Origin of the sequence: Kitasatospora sp. NPDC001547 (genome assembly GCF_042894165.1) — a bacterium.
Classification (GTDB): domain Bacteria; phylum Actinomycetota; class Actinomycetes; order Streptomycetales; family Streptomycetaceae; genus Kitasatospora.
On sequence record NZ_JBIAVL010000002.1, the window covers coordinates 12772 to 34242 of the forward strand.

Below are 21471 nucleotides of genomic sequence, written 5' to 3' on the forward strand. Positions count from 1 at the left end.
GCGGGGCGCCACCGGTTTGTCGGTGGGGCCGGGGTGCCACCGGTTCGTCGGTGGGGCCGGGGTGCCACCGGTTCGTCGGTGGGGGCGGGGCGGCCCCGGCTTCCCGGCCGCCGGCTCGGGGCCCGTCGCCGCCGGGCGGGGGCCGATTGTTGCCGAACGCTTACCCGCTCGCAGCGATCTTGTGCGGCCACGGCGTGCATGCTGAAGCCTTTACAGCTCTGCCGAGGGGGACGGCGGACGTCTGCACTCGGCGAGGCAAGGGGGAAGACAGGCCCATGAGGCTCTGCTTTCTGGTGGAGGAACACTACCGGCGCGACGGCATGCCGCTCGACGTCGCGCGCCGACTCACGGCGTGGGGGCACCGGGTGGACGTGCTGCGCCCCGGGGACTCGCTGCTGGCGATCTCCGAGGAGGTCCGGGCCGGCAGCCATGACGCCTGGGTGCTCAAGACCGTGTCCGGCGGCCCCGGGCTGACCCTGCTGGAGTCGGCCGCCGCCGTCGGCCTCACCACGGTGAACGACGTGCGCTCGATCCGCGGGGTCCGGGACAAGGCGCTCGCGGCGGTCATCGGCCGCACCCGGGGCCTGCCCGTCCCGGTGACGTACGCGGCCGCGCGCTGGGAGCGGCTGGCCGAGATCCCGGCCGCCGAGTACCCGCTGGTGGTCAAGCCCGCCGACGGCAGCTCCGGGCGCGCCGTCCGGCTGGTGCGCAGCCCCGAGCAGCTGCTGGAGGTCGGGCCGGAGCTGGCGGGGGAGGGGCTGCTGATCGCGCAGCCGTACGTGCCCAACTCCGGGACCGACCTCAAGGTGTACTGCGTCGACGGCGAGCTGTTCGCGACGGAACGTTCCTCCCCGCTGCACCCCGGGCAGGGCGTGCGGGAGCGGCAGGTGCCGCTGCCGGGCAGCGTCGCCCGGATCGTGGCGCAGGTCGGCGAGGTGTTCGGGCTGGACCTGTACGGGGTGGACGTGCTGCTGGGGCCGGACGGGCCGGTGGTGGTGGACGTCAACGACTTCCCGAGCTTCCGGCAGGTGCCGGACGCGGTGGCCAAGGTCGCGCAGGCGGTGCTGCGGCTCGCGCGCAGCGGGACGGCCGTGTCGGCGCCCGGCGGGCCGGCCGCCGCGCTGGTGTCCGCGGGTGGCGGCCCGTACGACCGACCGGGCTTCGGCGAGGGGGAGTTGCTGTGAAGGTCGGGCTGATCGCCGGAGACCCCGGGCACCCGGTGCTGGCGGCGGCCGCCGAACTGCTGGTGCGCCAGGGGCACGAGGTGGCGGCCGTCCCGCCCGCCGGGCCGGTGGCCGGGCTCGCGGACGTCTACCTGCTCAAGGCCCGTACCCCGCAGGCGCTGGCGCTGGCACGGGAGTTGGAGCGGCGGGGCGCGCCGGTGGTCAACTCGGCGGCGGCCACCGAGCTGTGCCAGGACCGGGTGCGGATGGCCGACCTCGCCCGCGCGGCCGGACTGCCCTTCGCGGCCACCCACGCGGCCGGGCTGCTGGGTGAACTCACCGTCCCGGCCTACCCGTTCGTGGTCAAGAGCCGGCACAGCAGGCGACACGACCTGGTCGCCCGGGTGGACGGCCCGGCCCGGCTGCGCGAACTCGCCGAGCGCTGGCCCGAGGAGCCGGTCGTCACACAGCCGTTCGTGCCGGGGACCGGCTGGGACCAGAAGCTGTGGGTGGTCGACGGGCAGGTGTTCGCGGCCCGGCGGCAGTCCGAACTGGCCACCGGGACCGGGAAGTCGGGGCGGGCGGAGGACTGGGAGCCGTCCGCCGGGAGGGCCGCGCTCGCGCTGCGGGTCGGCGAGGTGTTCGGGCTCGACGTGTACGGGGTCGACCTGCTCGACGGGCCCGCCGAGCCGGTCATCGTGGACGTCAACGCCTTTCCGGGGGTCCGTGGCCGGCCCGGCGCGCCGGAGGCGCTCGTGGCGCTGGCGCTGCGGGTCGGCGCCGAGCGGGTCGGGGCGGAGGAGGGGCGGCCACTGATGGGGCAGGGGTCCGCGGGTCGGGCCGTGGGGCCGCAGGCCGCTGGACGGGCGCTGGCGGGGATCGGGCCGGGGAAGGGCGCGCGGTAGGCCGCTCGGCCGGGGGCGGCCGGTGCGCCGAGGTCGTTAGGCTGGCTGGCGCCCCGACCGGCCGGGGCGTACGGCGAGAGAAGACGGAACCTTGCTCCAGGACATCGAGCGCTACCTGGCCTGCCCGCACTGCGCGCAGGCCCTCACCCGGCACGACCGCAGCCTGCGCTGCCCGGCCGGGCACAGCTTCGACCTCGCCAAGCAGGGCTACGTCAGCCTCCTCGCCGGCGACGCCCACACCGGCACCGGGGATACCGCCGAGATGGTCGGGGCCCGCGCGGACTTCCTCGCCGCCGGGCACTACCGGCCGATCGCCGAGGCACTGGCGGAGGCCGCCGCCGGTGCTCTCGCTTCCGCCGACGCTCTCGCTTCCGCCGACGCCGACCCCGGTGAGCCCGGTGGCCTGGTCGCCGACCTCGGCGCAGGCACCGGCCACTACCTGGCGCACGTGCTGGACGCACTGCCCGGCACCGTCGGCGCGGCGCTCGACATCTCCAAGTTCGCGCTGCGCCGCGCCGCCAAGGCGCACCCCCGGATCGGCGCCGTGGTGTGCGACGCCTGGCGCCCGCTGCCGCTGCGGGACGCCTCGGCCGGACTGATGCTCAACGTCTTCGCCCCGCGCAACGGGCCGGAGATCCGCCGGGTGCTGCGCCCCGGCGGCACCCTGCTGCTGGTCTCGCCGACCGCCCGCCACCTGCGCGAACTCGTCGACGCGCTGGGGTTGCTGTCGGTGGACGAGGAGAAGCAGCGGCGGATCGACGAGAAGCTCGGGCCGTACCTGGAGCCCGTGGGGCGGCGGGAGGTCGAGTTCACCCTGCGGCTCGGCCCGCAGGACGTGCGCACCGTGGTCGGCATGGGGCCGAGCGCCTGGCACACCGACCCGGAGCGGCTCGGCGCCGCCCTCGCGGGGCTGCCGGAGCCGGCCGAGGTGACGGCCTCGGTGACGGTGGCCGCGTACCGGCGCTGAGCACCACGTTGGGATGAATCTGCCGCGCAGGCACGTTTCTGCCGGTCGGCCTGCGGCTAACGTCCGACGGGTGAACCGCGACGCCACCAGGCCCGCAGGGCCGTCCCACCTCCGGCCGGACGCCCCGGGGCCCGACCGGCCACCCGTGCCGCGCCCCACCGTCGAGGAGCTCCGGCTCACCTCGTTCAAGTCCTACCGGCGTGCGGTGCTGCCGCTCGCGCCCCTCACCGTGCTGCACGGGCCCGCCGGGGTCGGCAAGTCCAACGCCCTCGACGCGCTGGCCGTGCTGTCCCGGCTCGCCCTCGGCGAGGAGATCGCCGACTCGCTGGACGGGCTGCCCGAGCGCACCGGCCCGCTCGCCGGGCCCGTCCGCGGCGGCCTGGACGGGTGCGTCCCGCACGGGCGGGACGCGATCATCCTCGGCTGCACCGTCCGCTCGCCGCACGGCTCCATCCGGCTCGACGTGGTGGTCCGCACCGACGGCCCGGTCCGGATCGCCCGGGAGTCGCTCACCCTCGACGGCCGGACCCTGATGGACACCGGCGAGCAGGACGTCCGCAACCGGCGGGTCAACGTCTGCTGGCACAACGACACCCGCCAGGGCGACATCCGGGCGCCGTTCCCCAGCGGCACGCTGATCACCGCGCAGCTGCCGCTGCGGGTCGCCGGCTCCTCGGCCGGGGAGTGCCTCGTCCTCGCCGCCACCGAGGACCTGCTCACCGCGCTGCGCGAGGTCTTCCCGCTGCACCCCGTCCCCGCGCTGATGCGCGGCTGGGCCCGGGCCGACCCGCAGGCCCGGCTGCGCAGCAACGCCGCCAACATCTCCGCCGTCGTCGCCCGGCTGAGCAACGAGTGCCCGCGCCGGTACGGGCAACTGCTGCGCGCGGTGCAGTCCGCCGCGCCCCATCCGCTGCTCGGCCTCACCCTGGCCGAGCGCGAGAGCGCGGGCGTACGGCGGGTCCTCGCCGTCTTCGACGAGGGCGTCCTCGGGCGCACCGGGGCCGACCAGGCCTCCGACGGGATGCTGCGCCACCTCGCCTTCGCCGCGGTGCTGCTGACCGGGGCCGGGGTGCTCGACCTCGACGTGGCCGCCGAGGTGCCCTGGGCGCACCGGCAGCTCACCGTGCTCGCCGAGGACCTGGGCGCGGGGCTCTCCGCCGAGCAGACCGCCACGCTGCTGCGGCTGGCGCGGGACATGGCGGAGCGCAGCCAGCTGCGGGTGGTCGCGGCCCTGCAGGAGCCGGCGGCGGCGCGGGAGGTGCTGGGCGGGGCGCCCGGGGGCGGGGTGGTGCTGGTCGAGTGCCGGCGGGATCCGGACTCGGGGTTCACGGTGCTGCGGACGGAGACGGCGCGGGTGCCGGCCCAGGGCGGGCGCGGGGAGGCGGCCGGTGCGGCGGGCCTCGGGCCCGACGGCGGTAGGACCGACGGCGGTGCGGACGGGGGTGCGGCGGCGGACGAGGGCCTGGCGGCGGAGCGGGTCGCGGGGCGGTCGGCGGGGCAGGGGGGCTCGTCCGGGTCCGCGGAGGGCGGTGGGGAGTCCCCGGCGGATGGTGGGGCGGCGGGTCGGGATGCGGTAGACCTGGAGGGGTGAGCGAACGAGTGACGGGGCCGGCGGAGCCCACCGTGGAGGCCTTGCGGCAGCGGCTGGTGGACTTCGCGGCGGCCCGGCGGTGGGAACCCTTCCACACCCCGAAGAACCTGGCGGCGGCGCTGAGCGTGGAGGCGGGGGAGCTGCTGGAGATCTTCCAGTGGCTCACGCCCGAGCAGGCGGACGCGGTGATGTCCGATCCGGAGCGCGCGCACCGGGTGCGCGACGAGGTCGCCGACGTGCTGGCGTACCTGCTGCAGTTCTGCACGGCGGTCGGGGTGGATCCGTTGGCGGCCCTGGCGGCCAAGATCGAGCGGAACGAGCTCCGCTTCCCGGTGCCGGTGGACGCGGCCGGTGCTTCCGGGCAGGCGGTCGGGGCCGCGGAGAAGGAGCCCGGTGCCGCCGAGGAGGCGGCCTCCGTCAACTCGGACGTGGGCGACCAACCCTTGTGAGGGAAGGAAGTTATCCACAACCCCCGACTTGTCCACAGGTTCTGACAACCCGGATGCGCGCTCGCGCTCTTCCTCGCACGCTTTCGCCGTGACCAGCCGTCACTGCTCGGCCGCCCTCCCCGGCGGCCGGGGGCGACGGCGACGACGAGCGGGAGGAGCGGTGGCCATGGAGGCGCTGCGACTGATCAAGACGGCCCGGCACGCCCTGGCCGAGGCCAGGCACGTACCGGACGTGCTGGCCGAGGCGCGGCAGGCCGCGCTGCTCACCGAGGCGGTGGGTGCCAGGCTGGCGGAGTCGGAGGACGAGGAGCTCACCGGGCTGGGGCAGCAGCTGTCCGAGGCCGGGGCGCACGCGGCGGTCTGCCTGGACCGCTCCGTCGTCCGGGCCGCCCTGGTGAGCGGCGGCCGGGCCGCGCGGCTCACCGACCTGGGGGACCTGACGCCGGCCCTGGGTGCGCTGGACGGGCTGCTCCAGGACGTCGGCGAGACGCTGGTGGTGCTGGCCTGCGGGGCGGACACCGAGAGCATCTACTGGACGTGCATCGACGGAGTGGACGCGGTGGCGGAGTGCAAGGACCTGACCGTACGGCTGCGCCGGGCGGCGGTCCGGGCGGAGGAGGCGCAACCCGCGGCGCTCGGCGGGGCGCAGCGCGAACGGGAGCCGGCGGAGGCCGGGGCGCCGTTACTGGTGGTCCGGCTCGGGCCGCCGGGTGAAACCGGTCCGCCGGGCGGTGACGGTGGCGGTGCGGCGAGCGGCAGCGGCTCGCCCTCCGGCAGCGGTCCGCCGCCCGCTGGGGTTCGCCCGTCGGACGGCGGCGGCCCGCCCGGTGGGGGCGGGCCGGCCGAGGAGGGCCAGGCGGCGGGCTACCGGGTGCCCGGCGCGTCCGAGGCCTCGGAGGTGTCCGTTCCGGTCGGATAGGCGGTGGAGCCGGTGCTCCCGGGGCCGGAGCCCTGGAGTTCGGCGAGGTCCGCGGTGACGGAGGCGAGCAGTTCCTGCATCTGCTCCAACAGGCTCTTGGGAGTGGCGGGCCCGGCCGAGGTGCCGTCGGCCGAGCCCGTCGGGCTGCTCGGGAACTGCGGCGTGGCAGATGGTTCGGACATGACGGGACCTCTTCGGATCGGTGGCGCGGTGTGGAGCGGCCGACGGTGGCTCGGACCGCACGGCGGGAGGCGGCGGTTGCCCGCCCACCGGGGCACCCGCCCCCGCCGTAGCACCCAACGAACTGCCCCGGACGCCGTCACCCGGACACCACTCGATGCGGTCCAACTCCGCTGCGCGGTCAGCCTCCCGGGTGAGCCGGGGTTGCCCTCGCGGCGCCGCCTCGTCTAGGGCGTGTCTGACACTTCGCGTCGGATCAGGGCGCGGCGTTGGGGTGCGTGCATCGCAAGGCGGAGGAGGGAGCCACTGCGGAGCATTGGCGACCGACGACAACGCGGCGAGGTGCGTGCCCCGGCGCCGCGAACCCGGCGGGAATTGTCAGACACGCCCTGGGGCGCTGCCTCCTGGGGCCCACGCGGAGCGGGGTGTGACCGGCGTGGTGGAGACAGGGCGCGGTCGAGCGCGCCCGGAGAGGAGGAGACGCGGAAGGGGGAGAACCCACCCCTTGCCACTCTCAACGTATAGCGCATGGGGGGTCTTGCGGCAAGGCCCCCGTGGTGGCGCACAATCGCAGGCCTCAGATCGGAGCTGATGCCATGAACAGCCGGACCACCAGTGCGTTCGACCTCCCCGCCCGCCTCGCCGCCAAGGCCGACCCGGCGCTGATCGGCGCGGACGAACGGCACTTCGCGGCCGTCGCGGAGAGCCTGGAGCAGTCGATCGCCGAGCTGTCCGACCGCCTCGACGCGCTGCGCCGCGCGCCGGGCGGCCTCGGCCGGGAGGCGATGGACCGGGACATCGAGGTGCACAAGCTGACCGGTCGGCTGCGCGCCCTGCGCCGCTTCGGCCTGGACCTCTGCCTCGGGCGGGTCGTCCTCGCGGGCGACGCGGAGCCGGTGTACATCGGGCGGCTCGGGCTCACCGACAGCGAGGGGCGCCGACTGCTGGTCGACTGGCGCTCGCCCGCGGCCGAGCCGTTCTTCGCGGCCACCCACGCCGACCCGATGGGCCTGGTGAGCCGGCGCCGGTACCGCTGGAACGGCGGCCGGATCGGCGACTACTGGGACGAGGTGTTCACCGCCGAGGCCCTGGAGGGGCACGCCGCGCTGGACGACCAGTCCGCGTTCATCGCCGGCCTGGGCGGCAACCGGTCGGCCCGGATGCGGGACGTGCTGGCGACCATCCAGGCCGACCAGGACGCCATCATCCGGGCGGGGTCCCGGGGCGCCCTGGTGGTCGACGGCGGCCCGGGCACCGGGAAGACGGTCGTCGCGCTGCACCGCTCCGCCTACCTGCTCTACTCCGACCCGCGGCTCGGCCACCGGCGCGGCGGGGTGCTGTTCGTCGGCCCGCACCAGCCCTACCTGGCCTACGTCGCCGACGTCCTGCCCAGCCTCGGCGAGGAGGGAGTGCGCACCTGCACCGTGCGGGACCTCGTCGCCGAGGGGGCCAAGGCCGGGCCCGAGAGCGACCAGGAGGTGGCCCGGCTGAAGTCCTCGGTCGACATGGTGAGGGCGATCGAGAAGGCCGTCCGGTTCTATGAGGAGCCGCCCACCGAGGGGATGGAGGTCTCCACCCACTGGGCCGATCTCTGGCTGAGCGCCGAGGACTGGTCCGACGCGTTCGACGCCCCGGACCCCGGCACCCCGCACAACGAGGCCCGCGAGCAGATCTGGGAGGAGCTGGCCACGATCCTGATGGACAAGCTGGACGAGGACGAGGGGGTCTCGCCGGAGCTGTTCCGCCGGTCGCTGCGGCAGGACCGCGAGCTGGTCGAGACGCTCAACCGGGCCTGGCCGCTGCTCGACCCGGCCGACCTGGTCGGAGACCTCTGGTCGGTGCCCGCCTACCTGCGGATGTGCGCGCCCTGGCTGGCACCCGAGGAGGTCCGCAGGCTCCAGCGCAAGGACGCGCCGCAGGCCTGGACGGTGTCCGACCTGCCGCTCCTGGATGCGGCCCGGCAGCGGCTCGGCGATCCGGAGGCGGACCGGCGACGGCTCCGGCGGGAGGCCGCGGCCGCCGCCGAGCGCGCGCGGATGGCCGACGTCATCGGGGACCTGCTGCAGGCCGACGACGACGGCGAGGGCGCGGTGACGATGCTGCGCGGGCGCGACCTCCAGGACACCCTGGTCGACGAGACGGCCCTGCCCGTCGCCGACCCGGAGCCGCTCGCCGGGCCGTTCGCCCACATCGTGGTGGACGAGGCCCAGGAGCTGACCGACGCGGAGTGGCAGATGCTGCTGCTGCGCTGCCCGTCCCGGAGCTTCACCATCGTCGGGGACCGGGCGCAGGCCAGGCACGGGTTCACCGAGTCCTGGCAGGAGCGGTTGGAGCGGATCGGGCTCGACCGGAACACGGTGGCCTCGCTGAGCATCAACTACCGGACGCCGGAGGAGGTCATGGCCGAGGCCGAGCCCGCGATCCGGGCCGCGCTGCCGGACGCCAACGTGCCGACCTCCGTCCGCAGCAGCGGCATCCCCGTCGTGCATGGGTCGGTGGCGGAGCTGGACGCGGTCCTGGACGGCTGGCTCGCCGAGCACGCCGAGGGGACCGCCTGTGTGATCGGCGCTCCCGGCTTCGAGGCGCGGCCGCGGGTCCGGTCGCTGACCCCGGAGCTGTCCAAGGGCCTCGAGTTCGACCTGGTCGTGCTGGTCGACCCGGAGGCGTTCGGCGGGGGCGTCGAGGGCGCGGTCGACCGCTACGTCGCGATGACCAGGGCGACCCAGCGGCTGGTGGTCCTCAGGAGCCGGTGAGGAGGGACGACGAAGGGAGCGGAAGATGGCGCGGGCACGCCGCGACCGGCCGTCGGGAAGGCGACGGGCCCGGACAAGCGAGCGGGCCCGGAGAAGCGAGCGGGGCCCGGCGCCACCCGGCGCCGGACCCCAACGGCCTGAGCCCGCAGGTCAGTTGTGGGCGTGCAGGTCGGCGTTCAGGCCGCCCCAGGAGCCGGAGCGGGCGATGACCTCGACCGCGCCGCTCTGCGAGTTGCGGCGGAACAGCAGGTTGTCCTGGCCGGACAGCTCGACGGCCTTGGCCACCGTGCCGTCCGGGGTGGTGACCCGGGTGCCGGCGGTCACGTACAGGCCGGCCTCGACCACGCAGTCGCTGCCGAGCGAGATGCCGATGCCCGCGTTGGCGCCGAGCAGGCAGCGCTCGCCGACCGAGACGACCTGCTTGCCGCCGCCGGACAGGGTGCCCATGATCGAGGCGCCGCCGCCGATGTCGCTGTGGTCGCCGACCACGACGCCCGCGCTGATCCGGCCCTCGACCATGGAGGTGCCCAGGGTGCCGGCGTTGAAGTTGACGAAGCCCTCGTGCATCACGGTGGTGCCGGCGGCCAGGTGCGCGCCGAGCCGGACGCGGTCGGCGTGGGCGATGCGCACACCGGTCGGGGCGACGTAGTCGGTCATCCGCGGGAACTTGTCGATCCCGTAGACGGCCAGCTGACCGCCCTGGGCGCGCACGGCCAGCCGGGCCTGCTCGACCTTGTCCACCGGGACGGGGCCGATGCTGGTCCACGCGACGTTGGCCAGCAGGCCGAAGATGCCGTCCAGGTTCTGGCCGTGCGGCTTGACCAGGCGGTGGCTGAGCAGGTGCAGGCGCAGGTACACGTCGTGCGTGTCGAGCGGCTTCTCGTCCAGCGAGGCGATGGTGGTGCGCACGGCGACCACCTCGACGCCGCGGCGCGCGTCGGCGCGCAGCGCCTCGGCCGCGCCGGCGCCGATCTCGGCCTCGGCCTGCTCGGCGGTCAGGCGGACGGTGCCGGCCGGGCCGGGCTCGGCGGCCAGCGCGGGGGCGGGGAACCAGGTGTCGAGGACGGTGCCGTCGGCGGCGATGGTGGCCAGACCGGCGGCGACGGCGCCGTTCGCCGCGGAGGTGGATTCGAGCGAGGTGGATTCAGCAGTCACACCGTGCACGTTAACCAATGCGGGGCCCCGGTGCCGAACACGCCCACCGGACGGACACGTCCGTCGGAGGTGCTGCCCGGCGGCTCGCGGGGCGGGAAAACCCGGTGCTGGGCGCCGCGGCGCTGGGCAATACTTCAGCGGGTGTTCATGTCGATCTCCACCACCGGTAGCGCCGAGGACCCGGCCACGGGCCTCGGGTTCCTGCTGCACAAGCACCCCGGCAAGGTCCAGCGGTTCACCACGTCGCACGGCGAGGCCCACGTCTTCTACCCGGAGGCGCGGGACGAGGCCTGCACGGCGGCGCTGCTGCTCGACATCGACCCGATCGCGCTGGTCCGCAAGGGCCGGGGCGACGGCCGGGGGCGCGGCGGCTCGCCCGACTTCGCGCTCGCCCAGTACGTCAACGACCGCCCGTACGCCGCGTCCTCGCTGCTCGCGGTGGCGCTGCGGACGGTGTTCCGGTCCGCGATGAAGGGCGCCTGCCCGGCCCGGCCCGAACTGCCCGGGCGGGCCCGCCCGCTGCGGATCGAGCTGCCCGCCGTGCCCGCGAACGGCGCGGGCGAGGGCGGCGGCCCGGCCCTGGTGGTCCGGCTGTTCGAGCCGCTGGGCTGGCAGGTCGAGGCGACGGCGATCCCGCTGGACGAGTCGTTCCCCGAGTGGGGCGAGTCCCGCTACGTGCGGATCGCGCTCTCCTCCGGGACGGTCCGGCTCGCCGACGCGCTCCAGCAGCTGTACGTGCTGCTGCCGGTGCTGGACGGCGCCAAGCACTACTGGGTCGCCCCGGACGAGGTGGACAAGCTGCTCGCCGCCGGGCAGGGCTGGCTGGCGGCCCACCCGGAGCGCGCCCTGATCACCCGCCGCTACCTGGCCCGGCGCTGGGCGCTGACCCGGTCGGCCCTGGAGCGCCTGGAACTGGCCCGTCTGGCGGAGGCCGACGACCGCGAGGTCGAGGAGATCGACAACGCGGTCGACGACCGGGCCGAGGAGGACGGCCGGGACCAGCCGGAGCAGCCGGACCACCGGGAGCAGCCGGAGCCCAGGCAGCCCTCGCTCGCCGAGCAGCGCCGCACGGCGATCCTCGCCGCGCTGCGCGAGACCGGAGCCGCCCGCGTCGCCGATCTCGGTTGCGGCCAGGGCGAGTTGATCGGCGACCTGCTCAAGGACGCCCGGTTCACCGGAATCCTCGGCGTGGACGTCTCGGCCAGGGCGCTGCGGGCGGCGAGTCGTAAGCTGGGCCTGGAGCGGCTGTCGGAGCGTCAGGCGGCCCGGGTGGCGCTGGTGCAGGGAGCGCTCACCTACACCGACGCCCGGCTCAAGGGCTTCGACGCGGCGGTGCTGTGCGAGGTGATCGAGCACCTGGACCTGCCGCGGCTGCCCGCGCTGGAGTACGCGGTGTTCGGCGCCGCCCGGCCGAGGGCGGTCGTGGTCACCACGCCGAACGCCGAGTACAACGTCCGCTGGGAGAACCTGCCGGCGGGCACCGTCCGGCACGCCGACCACCGCTTCGAGTGGTCCCGGGCCGAGTTCCGCGCCTGGGCCGGGAAGGTCGCCGCCGCGTACGGCTACACCGTGGAGCTGCGCCCGGTCGGCCCGGAGGACGGGGAGGTCGGCGCGCCGACCCAGCTGGCCCTGTTCACCACGCCCTCGACGCCCGCGACCTCGACGCCCATGACCACGACGCCCGGCACCACGACACCCACGGCCCGGACGCCCGCCACGACCACGACGCCCGAAGGAGGCGAGCCCCGATGACCGACGATCCGACCGACACGCCCGGCGAGAGCCAGCGCCAGGACGGCACGGAGAGCGCCGCCCCCCGCCGCCTCCCCGTCACCGACGTCTCCCTCGTCGTCCTGATCGGCACCAGCGGCGCGGGCAAGTCCACCTTCGCCCGCCGCCACTTCCTGCCCACCCAGGTGGTCTCCTCCGACTTCTGCCGCGGCCTGGTCGCCGACGACGAGAACGACCAGTCCGCCTCCGCCGAGGCCTTCGACGTCCTGCACTACATCGTCGGCAAGCGCCTGGCGGCCGGCCGGCTGACCGTCGTGGACGCCACCAACGTCCAGCCCGAGGCCCGCCGTCAGCTGGTCGCGATCGCCCGCGAGCACGACGTGCTGCCGATCGCGATCGTCCTGGACGTCCCGCCGGGGGTGTGCGCCGAGCGCAACCGCTCCCGCCCGGACCGTCAGCTGCCCGCCCATGTGATCCCCCGCCAGCACCGGGAGCTGCGCCGTTCCCTCCGGGGCCTGGAGCGCGAGGGCTTCCGCAAGGTGCACGTCCTGCGCGGTGAGGCGGAGGTGGCGGCGGCCGCGATCGAGCTGGAGAAGCGCTACAACGACCTGCGCCACCTCACCGGCCCGTTCGACATCGTCGGCGACATCCACGGCTGCCGCTCCGAGCTGGAGACCCTGCTGACCCGGCTCGGCTACACCCTGACCAGGGACGCCGAGGGCCGCCCGGTGGACGCGGCGCACCCGGCGGGCCGCACCGCCGTGTTCGTCGGCGACCTGGTCGACCGCGGCCCCGACACCCCGGGCGTGCTGCGCCTGGTGATGGGCATGGTGGCGGCCGGCCACGCGCTCTGCGTGCCGGGCAACCACGAGAACAAGCTCGGCCGGGCGATGGACGGCAGGAAGGTCACCGTCGCCTACGGCCTGCGGGAGTCGCTGGACCAGCTGGCGGGGGAGAGCGAGGAGTTCCGCGCCGAGGTCCGCGCGTTCATGCGCGGCCTGGTCAGCCACTACCTGCTGGACGGCGGCGCCCTGGTGGTCTGCCACGCCGGCCTGCCGGAGAGGTACCACGGCCGCAACTCCGGCCGGGTCCGCTCGCACGCGCTGTACGGGGACACCACCGGCGAGACCGACGAGTACGGCCTGCCGGTGCGCTACCCGTGGGCGGAGGAGTACCGGGGCCGGGCGCTGGTGGTCTACGGCCACACCCCGGTGCCGACCGCGAGCTTCGTCAACAACACCGTCTGCCTGGACACCGGCTGCGTCTTCGGCGGCAGCCTGACCGCGCTGCGCTACCCGGAGCGCGAGCTGGTGAGCGTCGAGGCCGAGCGCGAGTGGTACGCCCCGGTGCGCCCGCTGATCACCGACGCGCCGGGCGCCCGCGAGGGCCGTCCGCTGGACCTCGCCGACGTGGCCGGGCGCCGGATCGTCGAGACCGGGCTGCACGGGCGGGTGGCCGTCCGGGAGGAGAACGCGGCCGCCGCACTGGAGGTGATGAGCCGCTTCGCGCTGGACCCGCGACTGCTCGCCTACCTGCCGCCGACCATGGCGCCGAGCGCCACCTCCCGCCGGGACGGCTACCTGGAGCACCCGGAGGAGGCCTTCCTCGGCTACCGGGCGGACGGCGTGCGGCACCTGGTCTGCGAGGAGAAGCACATGGGCTCGCGCGCGGTGCTGCTGGTCGCCCGGGACGGGGCCGCGCTGGAGCGCCGCTTCGGCGTGGCCGGCCCGGGCGCGATCTGGACCCGGACCGGCCGTGCCTTCCTCGCCGACGAGGAGCTGACCGGCGCCGTGCTCGACCGGGTCCGGTCGGCCGCCGAGCGCGCCGGGCTGTTCGAGGAGCTGGCCACCGACTGGCTGCTGCTGGACGCCGAGCTGATGCCCTGGTCGCTGAAGGCGGTGGAGCTGCTGCGCCGTCAGTACGCGGCGGTCGGCGCGGCGGCGGGCGCGGCCCTTCCGGAGGTGCTGTCCGCGTTGGAGCGGGCGGCCGGGCGCGGCCTGGACCTCGCCCACCTGACCGCCCGCCAGCGGCAGCGCGCGGCCGACGCGCGGGCGTTCACCGAGGCGTACCGGCGCTACTGCTGGCCGACCGAGGGGCTGTCGGGCATCCGGCTGGCGCCGTTCCAGGTGCTCGCGGCCGAGGGGGCGAACCTCGCGGTGCGCCCGCACGACGAGCACCTGGCCTGGATCGACCGCCTGGTGGACGCCGACACGGCCGTCGGCCCGGCCGCCGACGGCACCGACGGCGCTTCCGGCGCCGGCACCGGCGGCGCCGGGCGGAAGGAGCCGGTGCTGCACCGCACCCGCCGGATCCTGGTGGACACCGAGGACGAGGCCTCGACGGCCGCCGCCACCGCCTGGTGGGAGGAGCTGACCGAGGCGGGCGGCGAGGGCATGGTGGTCAAGCCGCTGGCCTCGCCGGCGCGCACCGTCCGAGGCGAGGGCCGCCCGGGCGGCCTGGTGCAGCCCGGGGTGAAGGTGCGCGGCCGGGAGTACCTGCGGATCGTCTACGGTCCGGACTACACCGAGCACCTCGACCGGCTGCGCCTGCGCGCGCTGGGTCACAAGCGCTCGCTGGCGCTGCGCGAGTACGCGCTGGGCCTGGAGGCGCTGGACCGGCTGGCGGCGGGGGAGCCGCTGTGGCGGGTGCACGAGCCGGTCTTCGCGGTGCTCGCGCTGGAGTCGGAGCCGGTCGACCCCCGGCTGTGACGGCCGTGCGGGCCGTGAGGGCTGTGACGGACGTGAGGGCTGTGACGGCGGTGACGGCGGTCCGGAGGACGGGACCCCCGGGGGCGCCCCGGCTCCGGCACCGCCGGCTTCTGTATAGAAATTCCGAACATCGTATACACTTGCCGCCTTCCCGCAGTCCCGTCACCCCAGGAGCCCGGCATGGCCTTCAACCTCCGGAACAGGCACTTCCTCAAGGAGCTCGACTTCACGCCCCAGGAGTTCCGCTTCCTGGTGGACCTCGCCGCCGGTCTGAAGGCGGCGAAGTACGCGGGCACCGAGCAGCCCCGGCTGCGCGGGAGGAACATCGCGCTGATCTTCGAGAAGACCTCCACCCGCACCCGTTGCGCCTTCGAGGTCGCCGCCCACGACCAGGGCGCCACCACCACCTACCTGGACCCGGTGGGCTCGCAGATCGGCCACAAGGAGTCCGTCAAGGACACCGCCCGGGTGCTCGGCCGGATGTTCGACGGCATCGAGTACCGCGGCCACGGCCAGGAGATCGTCGAGGAGCTGGCCGAGTACGCCGGCGTCCCGGTGTGGAACGGCCTGACCGACGAGTGGCACCCCACCCAGATGCTGGCCGACGTGCTCACCGTCACCGAGCACACCGTCAAGCCGCTCCCCGAGGTCGCCCTCGCCTACCTCGGCGACGCCCGCTCCAACATGGGCAACTCGCTGCTGGTCACCGGTGCCATGCTCGGCATGGACATCCGGATCGTCGCCCCGCGCGCGCTCTGGCCGACCGAGGAGGTGCAGAAGTCGGCGCGGACCCTGGCGGAGACGACCGGCGCCCGGATCACCCTGACCGAGGACGTGGCCGAGGGCGTGGCCGGAGCCGACTTCCTCTACACCGACGTCTGGGTCTCGATGGGCGAGCCCAAGGAGGTCTGGGCCGAGCGGATCGAGCTGCTCAGGCCGTACCAGGTGTCCATGGACACCGTCCGGGCCACCGGCAACCCGGACGTGAAGTTCCTGCACTGCCTGCCCGCCTTCCACGACCTCGGCACGGTGGTCGGGCGGCAGATGTACGAGGCGACCGGCATGACCGAGCTGGAGTGCACCGACGAGCTGTTCGAGTCGGCGCACTCCATCGTGTTCGACCAGGCCGAGAACCGGCTGCACACCATCAAGGCGGTGCTGGTCGCCACCCTCGGCTCCTGACCGGGCCCGGGCAGGAGCCGAACGGCCCGGCCCGCGGACGGCTCCGGGCCGCGGAGGGCCCGGGGCGCGGGCCTCAGTCGTCCAGCTTGACGCAGGCCACCCGGTCGCCCGCCGCGTGCGGCCCGGCCGGAGTGCCCGCGTGCAGCACCAGCGAGCGCGCCTCGCCCGGCCGCGGCTGCCAGTCCACCGCGGTGGTGGCGCTGCCCCGCCCCCGCCCGTCGGTGCGCAGCACCAGCCGCAGCTCGTTGCGCTCGTTGGCGTACACCGGGTCGGTGGACGGCTGCACAGGGTCGGCCTCGTCCTGGTAGTGCGGCCCGGAGGAGGCCGGGTCGGCCCCGCAGCGGCCGGTGTGCAGGTGCACCGGGAACTCGTGGTCGGGGGCCAGGTCGGAGGCCGTCAGGGTGAGCACCGTCCGCCCGGGCACCGAGCGGTCGGTGACGATCCGGGCGTGCGAGCCGTACGGCACCAGGTCGTTCGCGTAGCTGATCGCGGCCGGCGGGACGAAGGCGGTGGCCGGGTCGAAGGCGACCTCGACGACCGAGACCGGTGAGGCGGCGGGGGTGAGCAGGGCCAGCGGCAGCAGGGCGGCGGCGAGCGGAGCGGTCATCGGGACGGGGCCTTCCACGGGCGGGGCGACGGTCGCCCTGCTAACGCGGCCGGAGCTCCGAGGACACCCGGGCCGTGGGCCGCTCAGTCCCGCCGGATCCCCCGGATCTCGCAGCGCGGCCCGCTGGCCCGCATCAGCCGCAGGTCGGCGGTGACCAGCGGCACCCCGTACCGTTCGGCGACCGCGACGTACGCGGCGTCGTCCGGAGTGAGGTTGTCCTTGAGCTCCCAGATCCGGCCGAGCAGCGGCGCCACCTCGACCTTGCGGACCTGGCGCACCGCCACCTCGGCCAGTTCGCCGGCGAGTTCGGCGACCCGCTCGGCGGTCAGCTCCTTCGCCAGGTAGAGGCCGCGCAGCGACTGCATCACCTCGACCACGATGTGCTCGGGCGCCAACCACTCGCCGCCGGCGGCGAGTTCCTCGCGGGCCCGCACCCCGCGCGGGCCCTGGTCGGCGAGCGCCAGCACCAGCGCGGATGCGTCCACCACGATCATCAGTCGGCCCCTGCCCGTTCCGCACGTCCACTCCCCGGCCACGGTACCGGGGCGGTCCTCGTCCGGTGGCGCCGGGCCCGGAGGCCGGTCGCCCGGCCCCGGCGGCAGGGAACACGGCCCCGGAGACCCCTGGCACGGCCCCGGGCCCGGCTCTCGGCGGGTTCAGCCCCCGGCCGTCGGTCCGGCGAGCAGTCCGGCCAGCAGGGAGGCGGCGTTGGCGGTGCCGGCGGCGACCCAGGGCAGCGGGTCGCGCGGGCGCAGCCCGGTGAGCGGGCGGAGCAGCAGTGCCTCGACGGCGCAGACCGCCGCCTCGCCGAGCGCGAAGCCCGTCCAGTACGCTGCCGCCGGCCCGTCGGTCCAGTGCCGGAGGGCCCACCAGAGCAGGGGGTGCGTCACCAGGTTGACCAGGACGGCGGCCGCGGCCGCCCGCCCGGGACGGACCCGGCCCACGCGTTGGAGGGCGGCGGTGTAGACGGGTACCTCGGTCAGCAGGGTGAGGGCGAGGGCCACCGGGTAGCGCACGGCGGGGATCGTGCCACGGGGAGGGGGAGCATGGCGACCACGAGCACGCCGGCCACGAGCACGCCGGCCACGAGCACGCCGGCCACGAGCACGCCGACCACGAGCACGCCGGCCACCGCCACCCTCTGGCCCGCCCCGGGCCCGGCGGCCCGGCCGGGCGCCGCGCCGTTCGCGGGCTTCGCCCTGTCGGCCGTCCTCGCCCTGGCCCTGGCCCTGCGCGCCCCGACCGGCCTGGCGGTGCTGGGCCTGGCCGCCTTCGGCCTGCTGCACAACGTGCTGGAGCTGCGCTACGTGGCCGGGCGCTTCGCCGCCGTCCTGGCCGGCCCGCTGCTGCGACTGCTGCTGGTGCTGGTGACCGGCATCGTGCTGTGCCGGCTGCTGCCGCCCTCCCGGGCCGCCCAGTCGGCGGAGATCCTGCTCGCCTACGGCCTGCTGGCGGCGGCGTGCCGGTACGGGCTGCGCGGTCGCCCCCGGTGGCTGCCGGCGGCCGCGGTGCTGCTGGCGGGGGCCGGGGCGGCGTCGCTGGCCTTCCCCGCGTACCACTTCGTGGTGCTGGCCCACCTGCACAACGTGGTGCCGCTGCTGTTCCTGGCCGAGTGGTCGCGCCGGCTGGCGCGGGGCCGTGCGGCGTTCCTGGCGCTGCAGTCGGCCTGGGTGCTGCTGGTGCCGGCGCTGCTGCTGAGCGGCCTGCTGGACGGCCCGCTGTCCCAGCGACCGGGCGGCTGGACGGACCGGCTGGCGGCCGCCTACACCCCGCCGGCCCTGTTGGCGCCGCAGGCGGGCCTGCGCTTCCTGGCGGTGTTCGCGTTCCTCCAGACGATGCACTACGTGGTCTGGGTCTGGTTCCTGCCCCGGTACGCGCCGGAGGCCGCGGAGCGCTTCGACGCCCGGGTGCCGGGGCTGCGCGGGTGCCGGGCGTGGCTGCTGGGGGCGGGCGCGGGGGTGCTGCTGGCCGTGTTGTTCGCCGTGGACCACGCCCGGGGCCGTTCGCTGTGCGCGGCGCTGGCGTCGTACCACGCCTATCTGGAGTTCCCGGTGCTGCTGGTACTGGTTCTCGGCCTGGGCGCGAACCGGGCGCGAACGGAGGAGGAAGAGTGAGGACGATCCCGCTGGCCGACATCGCCCCCTCGCCGACCGGCGGTTCCGGTGGTGAGCTTGTGGTGGTGCTGCTGATGGCGGCCGCCGTCGTGGCGGGCGCGGTCTGGCTGATCAGGCTGGAGCGCAAGCGGCGCGGCCCGGACGACCGGTGAGCCACGGCATGCACTATGGTTTATCTCGACATCGAGATAACTGCGTCCTACGATATATCTCGACATCAAGATACTTGCCGAGAGGCGCTCGCCGGCGATGCGGGCAAGGTCAGCCTAAGTAAGGCTGACCTTACCACCGCGTGACGGCCGGAATTCGCACGAAGCACCCAGAAGGAGTCAGTCGTGTCCGCGAACAGCTTCGACGCCCGCAGCTCGCTGCAGGTGGGCGACGAGTCGTACGAGATCTTCAAGCTCTCCGCCGTCGAGGGTTCCGAGCGGCTGCCGTACAGCCTCAAGGTGTTGCTGGAGAACCTGCTCCGCACGGAGGACGGCGCGAACATCACCGCCGACCACATCCGCGCCCTCGGCAACTGGGACGAGAACGCCCAGCCGAGCCAGGAGATCCAGTTCACCCCGGCCCGCGTGATCATGCAGGACTTCACCGGTGTGCCGTGCGTGGTCGACCTCGCCACCATGCGCGAGGCCGTCAAGGAGCTGGGCGGCGACCCGGCCAAGATCAACCCGCTGGCGCCGGCCGAGCTGGTCATCGACCACTCGGTCATCGCCGACAAGTTCGGCACCAAGGACGCGTTCACCCAGAACGTCGAGATCGAGTACGGCCGCAACAAGGAGCGCTACCAGTTCCTGCGCTGGGGCCAGACCGCCTTCGACGAGTTCAAGGTCGTCCCGCCGGGCACCGGCATCGTCCACCAGGTGAACATCGAGCACCTGGCCCGCACCGTCATGGTCCGCAACGGCCAGGCCTACCCGGACACCTGCGTCGGCACCGACTCGCACACCACCATGGTCAACGGCCTGGGCGTGCTGGGCTGGGGCGTCGGCGGCATCGAGGCCGAGGCCGCCATGCTCGGCCAGCCGGTCTCCATGCTGATCCCGCGCGTCGTCGGCTTCAAGCTGACCGGCGAGCTGCCGGCCGGCACCACCGCCACCGACCTGGTGCTCACCATCACCGAGATGCTGCGCAAGCACGGTGTGGTCGGCAAGTTCGTCGAGTTCTACGGCGACGGCATCGGCTCCATCCCGCTGGCCAACCGCGCCACCATCGGCAACATGTCGCCGGAGTTCGGCTCGACCTGCGCGATCTTCCCGATCGACGCCGAGACCATCAACTACCTGAAGCTCACCGGCCGCGACGAGCAGCAGCTCGCCCTGGTCGAGGCGTACGCCAAGGAGCAGGGTCTCTGGCACGACCCGTCGCACGAGCCGGTCTACTCCGAGTACCTGGAGCTGGACGTCTCGACCGTCGTCCCGTCGATCTCCGGCCCGAAGCGCCCGCAGGACCGCGTGATCCTGGCCGAGGCCGCCGAGAAGTTCGCCGAGGCGCTGCCGACCTACTCCGCCGAGGCCTCGAAGCCGACCGCCGTCACCGCCCCCGACGGCTCGACCTACGAGATCGACAACGGCGCGGTCGTGATCGCCTCGATCACCTCCTGCACCAACACCTCCAACCCCTCCGTCATGCTGGGCGCCGCCCTGCTGGCGAAGAAGGCCGTGGAGAAGGGCCTGCACGTCAAGCCCTGGGTCAAGACCACCCTGGCGCCCGGCTCCAAGGTCGTCATGGACTACTACGAGAAGGCCGGCCTGCTCCCGTACATGGAGAAGCTGGGCTTCAACCTGGTCGGCTACGGCTGCGTCACCTGCATCGGCAACTCGGGCCCGCTGCCCGAGGAGGTCTCGGCCGCCGTCAACGAGTCCGACCTCGCGGTCGTCTCGGTGCTCTCCGGCAACCGCAACTTCGAGGGCCGGATCAACCCCGACGTCAAGATGAACTACCTGGCCTCCCCGCCGCTGGTGGTCGCCTACGCCCTCGCGGGCAACATGAACATCGACATCACCAAGGACGCCCTGGGCCAGGACACCGACGGCAACGACGTCTTCCTCGCCGACATCTGGCCGTCCGAGCAGGAGGTCGCCGACACCGTCGCCGGCTCCATCGACGAGGCGATGTTCGACAAGGGCTACCAGGACGTCTTCGCCGGCGACCACCGCTGGCAGTCGCTCCCGGTCCCGACCGGCAACACCTTCGAGTGGGACGCCGAGTCCACCTACGTCCGCAAGCCCCCGTACTTCGAGGGCATGGCCAAGACCCCGAGCCCGGTGACCGACATCGCCGGCGCCCGCGTCCTGGCCAAGCTGGGCGACTCGGTCACCACCGACCACATCTCCCCGGCCGGCAACATCAAGCCGGGCACCCCGGCGGCGCAGTACCTGACCGCCAACGGTGTCGAGAAGCGCGACTTCAACTCCTACGGTTCCCGTCGTGGCAACCACGAGGTGATGATCCGCGGCACCTTCGCCAACATCCGCCTGCGCAACCAGATCGCGCCGGGCACCGAGGGCGGCTACACCCGCGACTTCACCCAGGCCGACGCGCCGGTGTCGTTCATCTACGACGCCTCGCAGAACTACCAGGCCGCCGGCATCCCGCTGGTCGTCCTGGCCGGCAAGGAGTACGGCTCCGGCTCGTCCCGCGACTGGGCCGCCAAGGGCACCGCGCTGCTGGGCGTCAAGGCCGTCATCGCCGAGTCGTACGAGCGCATCCACCGCTCGAACCTGATCGGCATGGGCGTCCTGCCGCTGCAGTTCCCGGAGGGCGAGAACGCCGAGTCCCTCGGCCTGACCGGCGAGGAGACCTTCTCCATCACCGGCGTGACCGAGCTCAACGAGGGCCGCACCCCGAAGACCGTCAAGGTCAAGGCGGGTGACAAGGAGTTCGACGCGGTCGTCCGCATCGACACCCCCGGTGAGGCGGACTACTACCGCAACGGCGGCATCCTGCAGTACGTGCTGCGCTCGCTGATCGGCTGAGTCCCGGCAAAGCCCCAGGGGGCCGGACCGCACCACGCGGTCCGGCCCCTTTTGCATGCTGCACCG

18 protein-coding genes are annotated in these 21471 nt (G+C 74.5%); 13 read left to right on the forward strand and 5 right to left on the reverse strand.

All coding sequences use genetic code 11. The features are described from left to right. The first annotated feature begins 275 nt into the window (after positions 1-275). From ACFY0X_RS02835 to ACFY0X_RS02860, 6 genes are all read left to right on the forward strand, one after another. The gene (locus tag ACFY0X_RS02835) at positions 276-1184 is read left to right on the forward strand and encodes a RimK family alpha-L-glutamate ligase (protein WP_387748104.1); all 909 of its coding nucleotides are present in this window, start codon (positions 276-278) and stop codon (positions 1182-1184) included. Next, entirely contained in the window at positions 1181-2068 is an 888-nt protein-coding gene (locus ACFY0X_RS02840) for a RimK family alpha-L-glutamate ligase (RefSeq protein WP_387748106.1), read from the forward strand. The genes ACFY0X_RS02835 and ACFY0X_RS02840 overlap by 4 nt, the downstream gene beginning before the upstream one ends. Before the next feature lie 91 nt (positions 2069-2159). Continuing rightward, positions 2160-3035, forward strand: coding sequence for a putative RNA methyltransferase (locus ACFY0X_RS02845; protein WP_387748108.1), 876 nt, complete (start codon positions 2160-2162; stop codon positions 3033-3035). A 145-nt stretch (positions 3036-3180) separates the two neighbouring features. Beyond that, a complete protein-coding gene (locus ACFY0X_RS02850) occupies positions 3181-4626 on the forward strand; it encodes an AAA family ATPase (protein WP_387748110.1) in 1446 nt (481 codons plus the stop codon). A gap of 8 nt (positions 4627-4634) precedes the next feature. After that, positions 4635-5075 carry a nucleotide pyrophosphohydrolase gene (locus ACFY0X_RS02855; protein ID WP_387749243.1) on the forward strand — a complete coding sequence of 147 codons (441 nt, stop codon included), beginning with the start codon at positions 4635-4637 and terminating at the stop codon, positions 5073-5075. 166 nt (positions 5076-5241) lie between these two features. Beyond that, a complete protein-coding gene (locus ACFY0X_RS02860; RefSeq protein ID WP_387748112.1) occupies positions 5242-5994 on the forward strand; it encodes a DUF6099 family protein in 753 nt (250 codons plus the stop codon). On the opposite strand, the gene ACFY0X_RS02865 is transcribed toward ACFY0X_RS02860, so the two are convergent. Continuing rightward, the gene (locus ACFY0X_RS02865; protein ID WP_387748114.1) at positions 5940-6176 is read right to left on the reverse strand and encodes a hypothetical protein; all 237 of its coding nucleotides are present in this window, start codon (positions 6174-6176) and stop codon (positions 5940-5942) included. The genes ACFY0X_RS02860 and ACFY0X_RS02865 overlap by 55 nt on opposite strands. Positions 6177-6770: 594 nt before the next feature. On the opposite strand from ACFY0X_RS02865, the gene helR reads away from it, so the two are divergent. Beyond that, positions 6771-8927 carry an RNA polymerase recycling motor ATPase HelR gene (gene helR / locus ACFY0X_RS02870; RefSeq protein ID WP_387748116.1) on the forward strand — a complete coding sequence of 719 codons (2157 nt, stop codon included), beginning with the start codon at positions 6771-6773 and terminating at the stop codon, positions 8925-8927. Between the two features lie 150 nt (positions 8928-9077). Here helR and dapD read toward each other — a convergent pair whose 3' ends face one another. Further along, a complete protein-coding gene (gene dapD / locus ACFY0X_RS02875) occupies positions 9078-10082 on the reverse strand; it encodes a 2,3,4,5-tetrahydropyridine-2,6-dicarboxylate N-succinyltransferase (RefSeq protein ID WP_387748118.1) in 1005 nt (334 codons plus the stop codon). Positions 10083-10223: 141 nt separating this feature from the next. Between dapD and ACFY0X_RS02880 the strand changes: the two genes are divergently transcribed. The 3 genes from ACFY0X_RS02880 (at position 10224) to argF (ending at position 15703) form a co-directional block, all read left to right on the forward strand. Next, on the forward strand, positions 10224-11834 hold the full coding sequence (locus ACFY0X_RS02880; protein WP_387748120.1) for a 3' terminal RNA ribose 2'-O-methyltransferase Hen1: 1611 nt from the start codon (positions 10224-10226) through the stop codon (positions 11832-11834). Further along, on the forward strand, positions 11831-14521 hold the full coding sequence (locus ACFY0X_RS02885) for a polynucleotide kinase-phosphatase (RefSeq protein WP_387748122.1): 2691 nt from the start codon (positions 11831-11833) through the stop codon (positions 14519-14521). Before ACFY0X_RS02880 ends, ACFY0X_RS02885 begins: the two co-directional genes overlap by 4 nt. A gap of 180 nt (positions 14522-14701) precedes the next feature. Continuing rightward, the gene (gene argF / locus ACFY0X_RS02890) at positions 14702-15703 is read left to right on the forward strand and encodes an ornithine carbamoyltransferase (RefSeq protein WP_387748124.1); all 1002 of its coding nucleotides are present in this window, start codon (positions 14702-14704) and stop codon (positions 15701-15703) included. Positions 15704-15776: 73 nt separating this feature from the next. Here the strand turns inward: argF and ACFY0X_RS02895 are convergent, their stop codons facing one another. The 3 genes from ACFY0X_RS02895 to ACFY0X_RS02905 all read right to left on the reverse strand — a co-directional run bounded on the left by ACFY0X_RS02895 (position 15777) and on the right by ACFY0X_RS02905 (position 17326). Beyond that, positions 15777-16310, reverse strand: coding sequence for a superoxide dismutase family protein (locus ACFY0X_RS02895; RefSeq protein WP_387748126.1), 534 nt, complete (start codon positions 16308-16310; stop codon positions 15777-15779). An 83-nt stretch (positions 16311-16393) separates the two neighbouring features. Continuing rightward, positions 16394-16804: a type II toxin-antitoxin system VapC family toxin gene (locus ACFY0X_RS02900; RefSeq protein ID WP_387748128.1), complete on the reverse strand. Its 411-nt coding sequence runs from the start codon at positions 16802-16804 to the stop codon at positions 16394-16396. Between the two features lie 162 nt (positions 16805-16966). Then, positions 16967-17326 (reverse strand): hypothetical protein, encoded by a 360-nt coding sequence (locus tag ACFY0X_RS02905; protein ID WP_387748130.1) that lies wholly within the window; start codon positions 17324-17326, stop codon positions 16967-16969. A gap of 30 nt (positions 17327-17356) precedes the next feature. On the opposite strand from ACFY0X_RS02905, the gene ACFY0X_RS02910 reads away from it, so the two are divergent. From ACFY0X_RS02910 to acnA, 3 genes are all read left to right on the forward strand, one after another. Then, entirely contained in the window at positions 17357-18424 is a 1068-nt protein-coding gene (locus ACFY0X_RS02910; protein WP_387748132.1) for a hypothetical protein, read from the forward strand. After that, entirely contained in the window at positions 18421-18576 is a 156-nt protein-coding gene (locus ACFY0X_RS02915) for a hypothetical protein (protein WP_387748134.1), read from the forward strand. Before ACFY0X_RS02910 ends, ACFY0X_RS02915 begins: the two co-directional genes overlap by 4 nt. Before the next feature lie 183 nt (positions 18577-18759). Next, on the forward strand, positions 18760-21405 hold the full coding sequence (gene acnA / locus ACFY0X_RS02920; RefSeq protein ID WP_387748136.1) for an aconitate hydratase AcnA: 2646 nt from the start codon (positions 18760-18762) through the stop codon (positions 21403-21405). Positions 21406-21471 lie beyond the last annotated feature (66 nt).

Coding starts and splice junctions, on each gene's coding strand:
- helR (WP_387748116.1), top strand. CDS start 6,771: ATGAACAGCCGGACCACCAGTGCGTTCGACCTCCCCGCCCGCCTCGCC.
- ACFY0X_RS02900 (WP_387748128.1), bottom strand. CDS start 16,804: ATGATCGTGGTGGACGCATCCGCGCTGGTGCTGGCGCTCGCCGACCAG.
- ACFY0X_RS02860 (WP_387748112.1), top strand. CDS start 5,242: ATGGAGGCGCTGCGACTGATCAAGACGGCCCGGCACGCCCTGGCCGAG.
- ACFY0X_RS02895 (WP_387748126.1), bottom strand. CDS start 16,310: ATGACCGCTCCGCTCGCCGCCGCCCTGCTGCCGCTGGCCCTGCTCACC.
- ACFY0X_RS02835 (WP_387748104.1), top strand. CDS start 276: ATGAGGCTCTGCTTTCTGGTGGAGGAACACTACCGGCGCGACGGCATG.
- ACFY0X_RS02885 (WP_387748122.1), top strand. CDS start 11,831: ATGACCGACGATCCGACCGACACGCCCGGCGAGAGCCAGCGCCAGGAC.
- argF (WP_387748124.1), top strand. CDS start 14,702: ATGGCCTTCAACCTCCGGAACAGGCACTTCCTCAAGGAGCTCGACTTC.
- ACFY0X_RS02865 (WP_387748114.1), bottom strand. CDS start 6,176: ATGTCCGAACCATCTGCCACGCCGCAGTTCCCGAGCAGCCCGACGGGC.
- ACFY0X_RS02910 (WP_387748132.1), top strand. CDS start 17,357: ATGGCGACCACGAGCACGCCGGCCACGAGCACGCCGGCCACGAGCACG.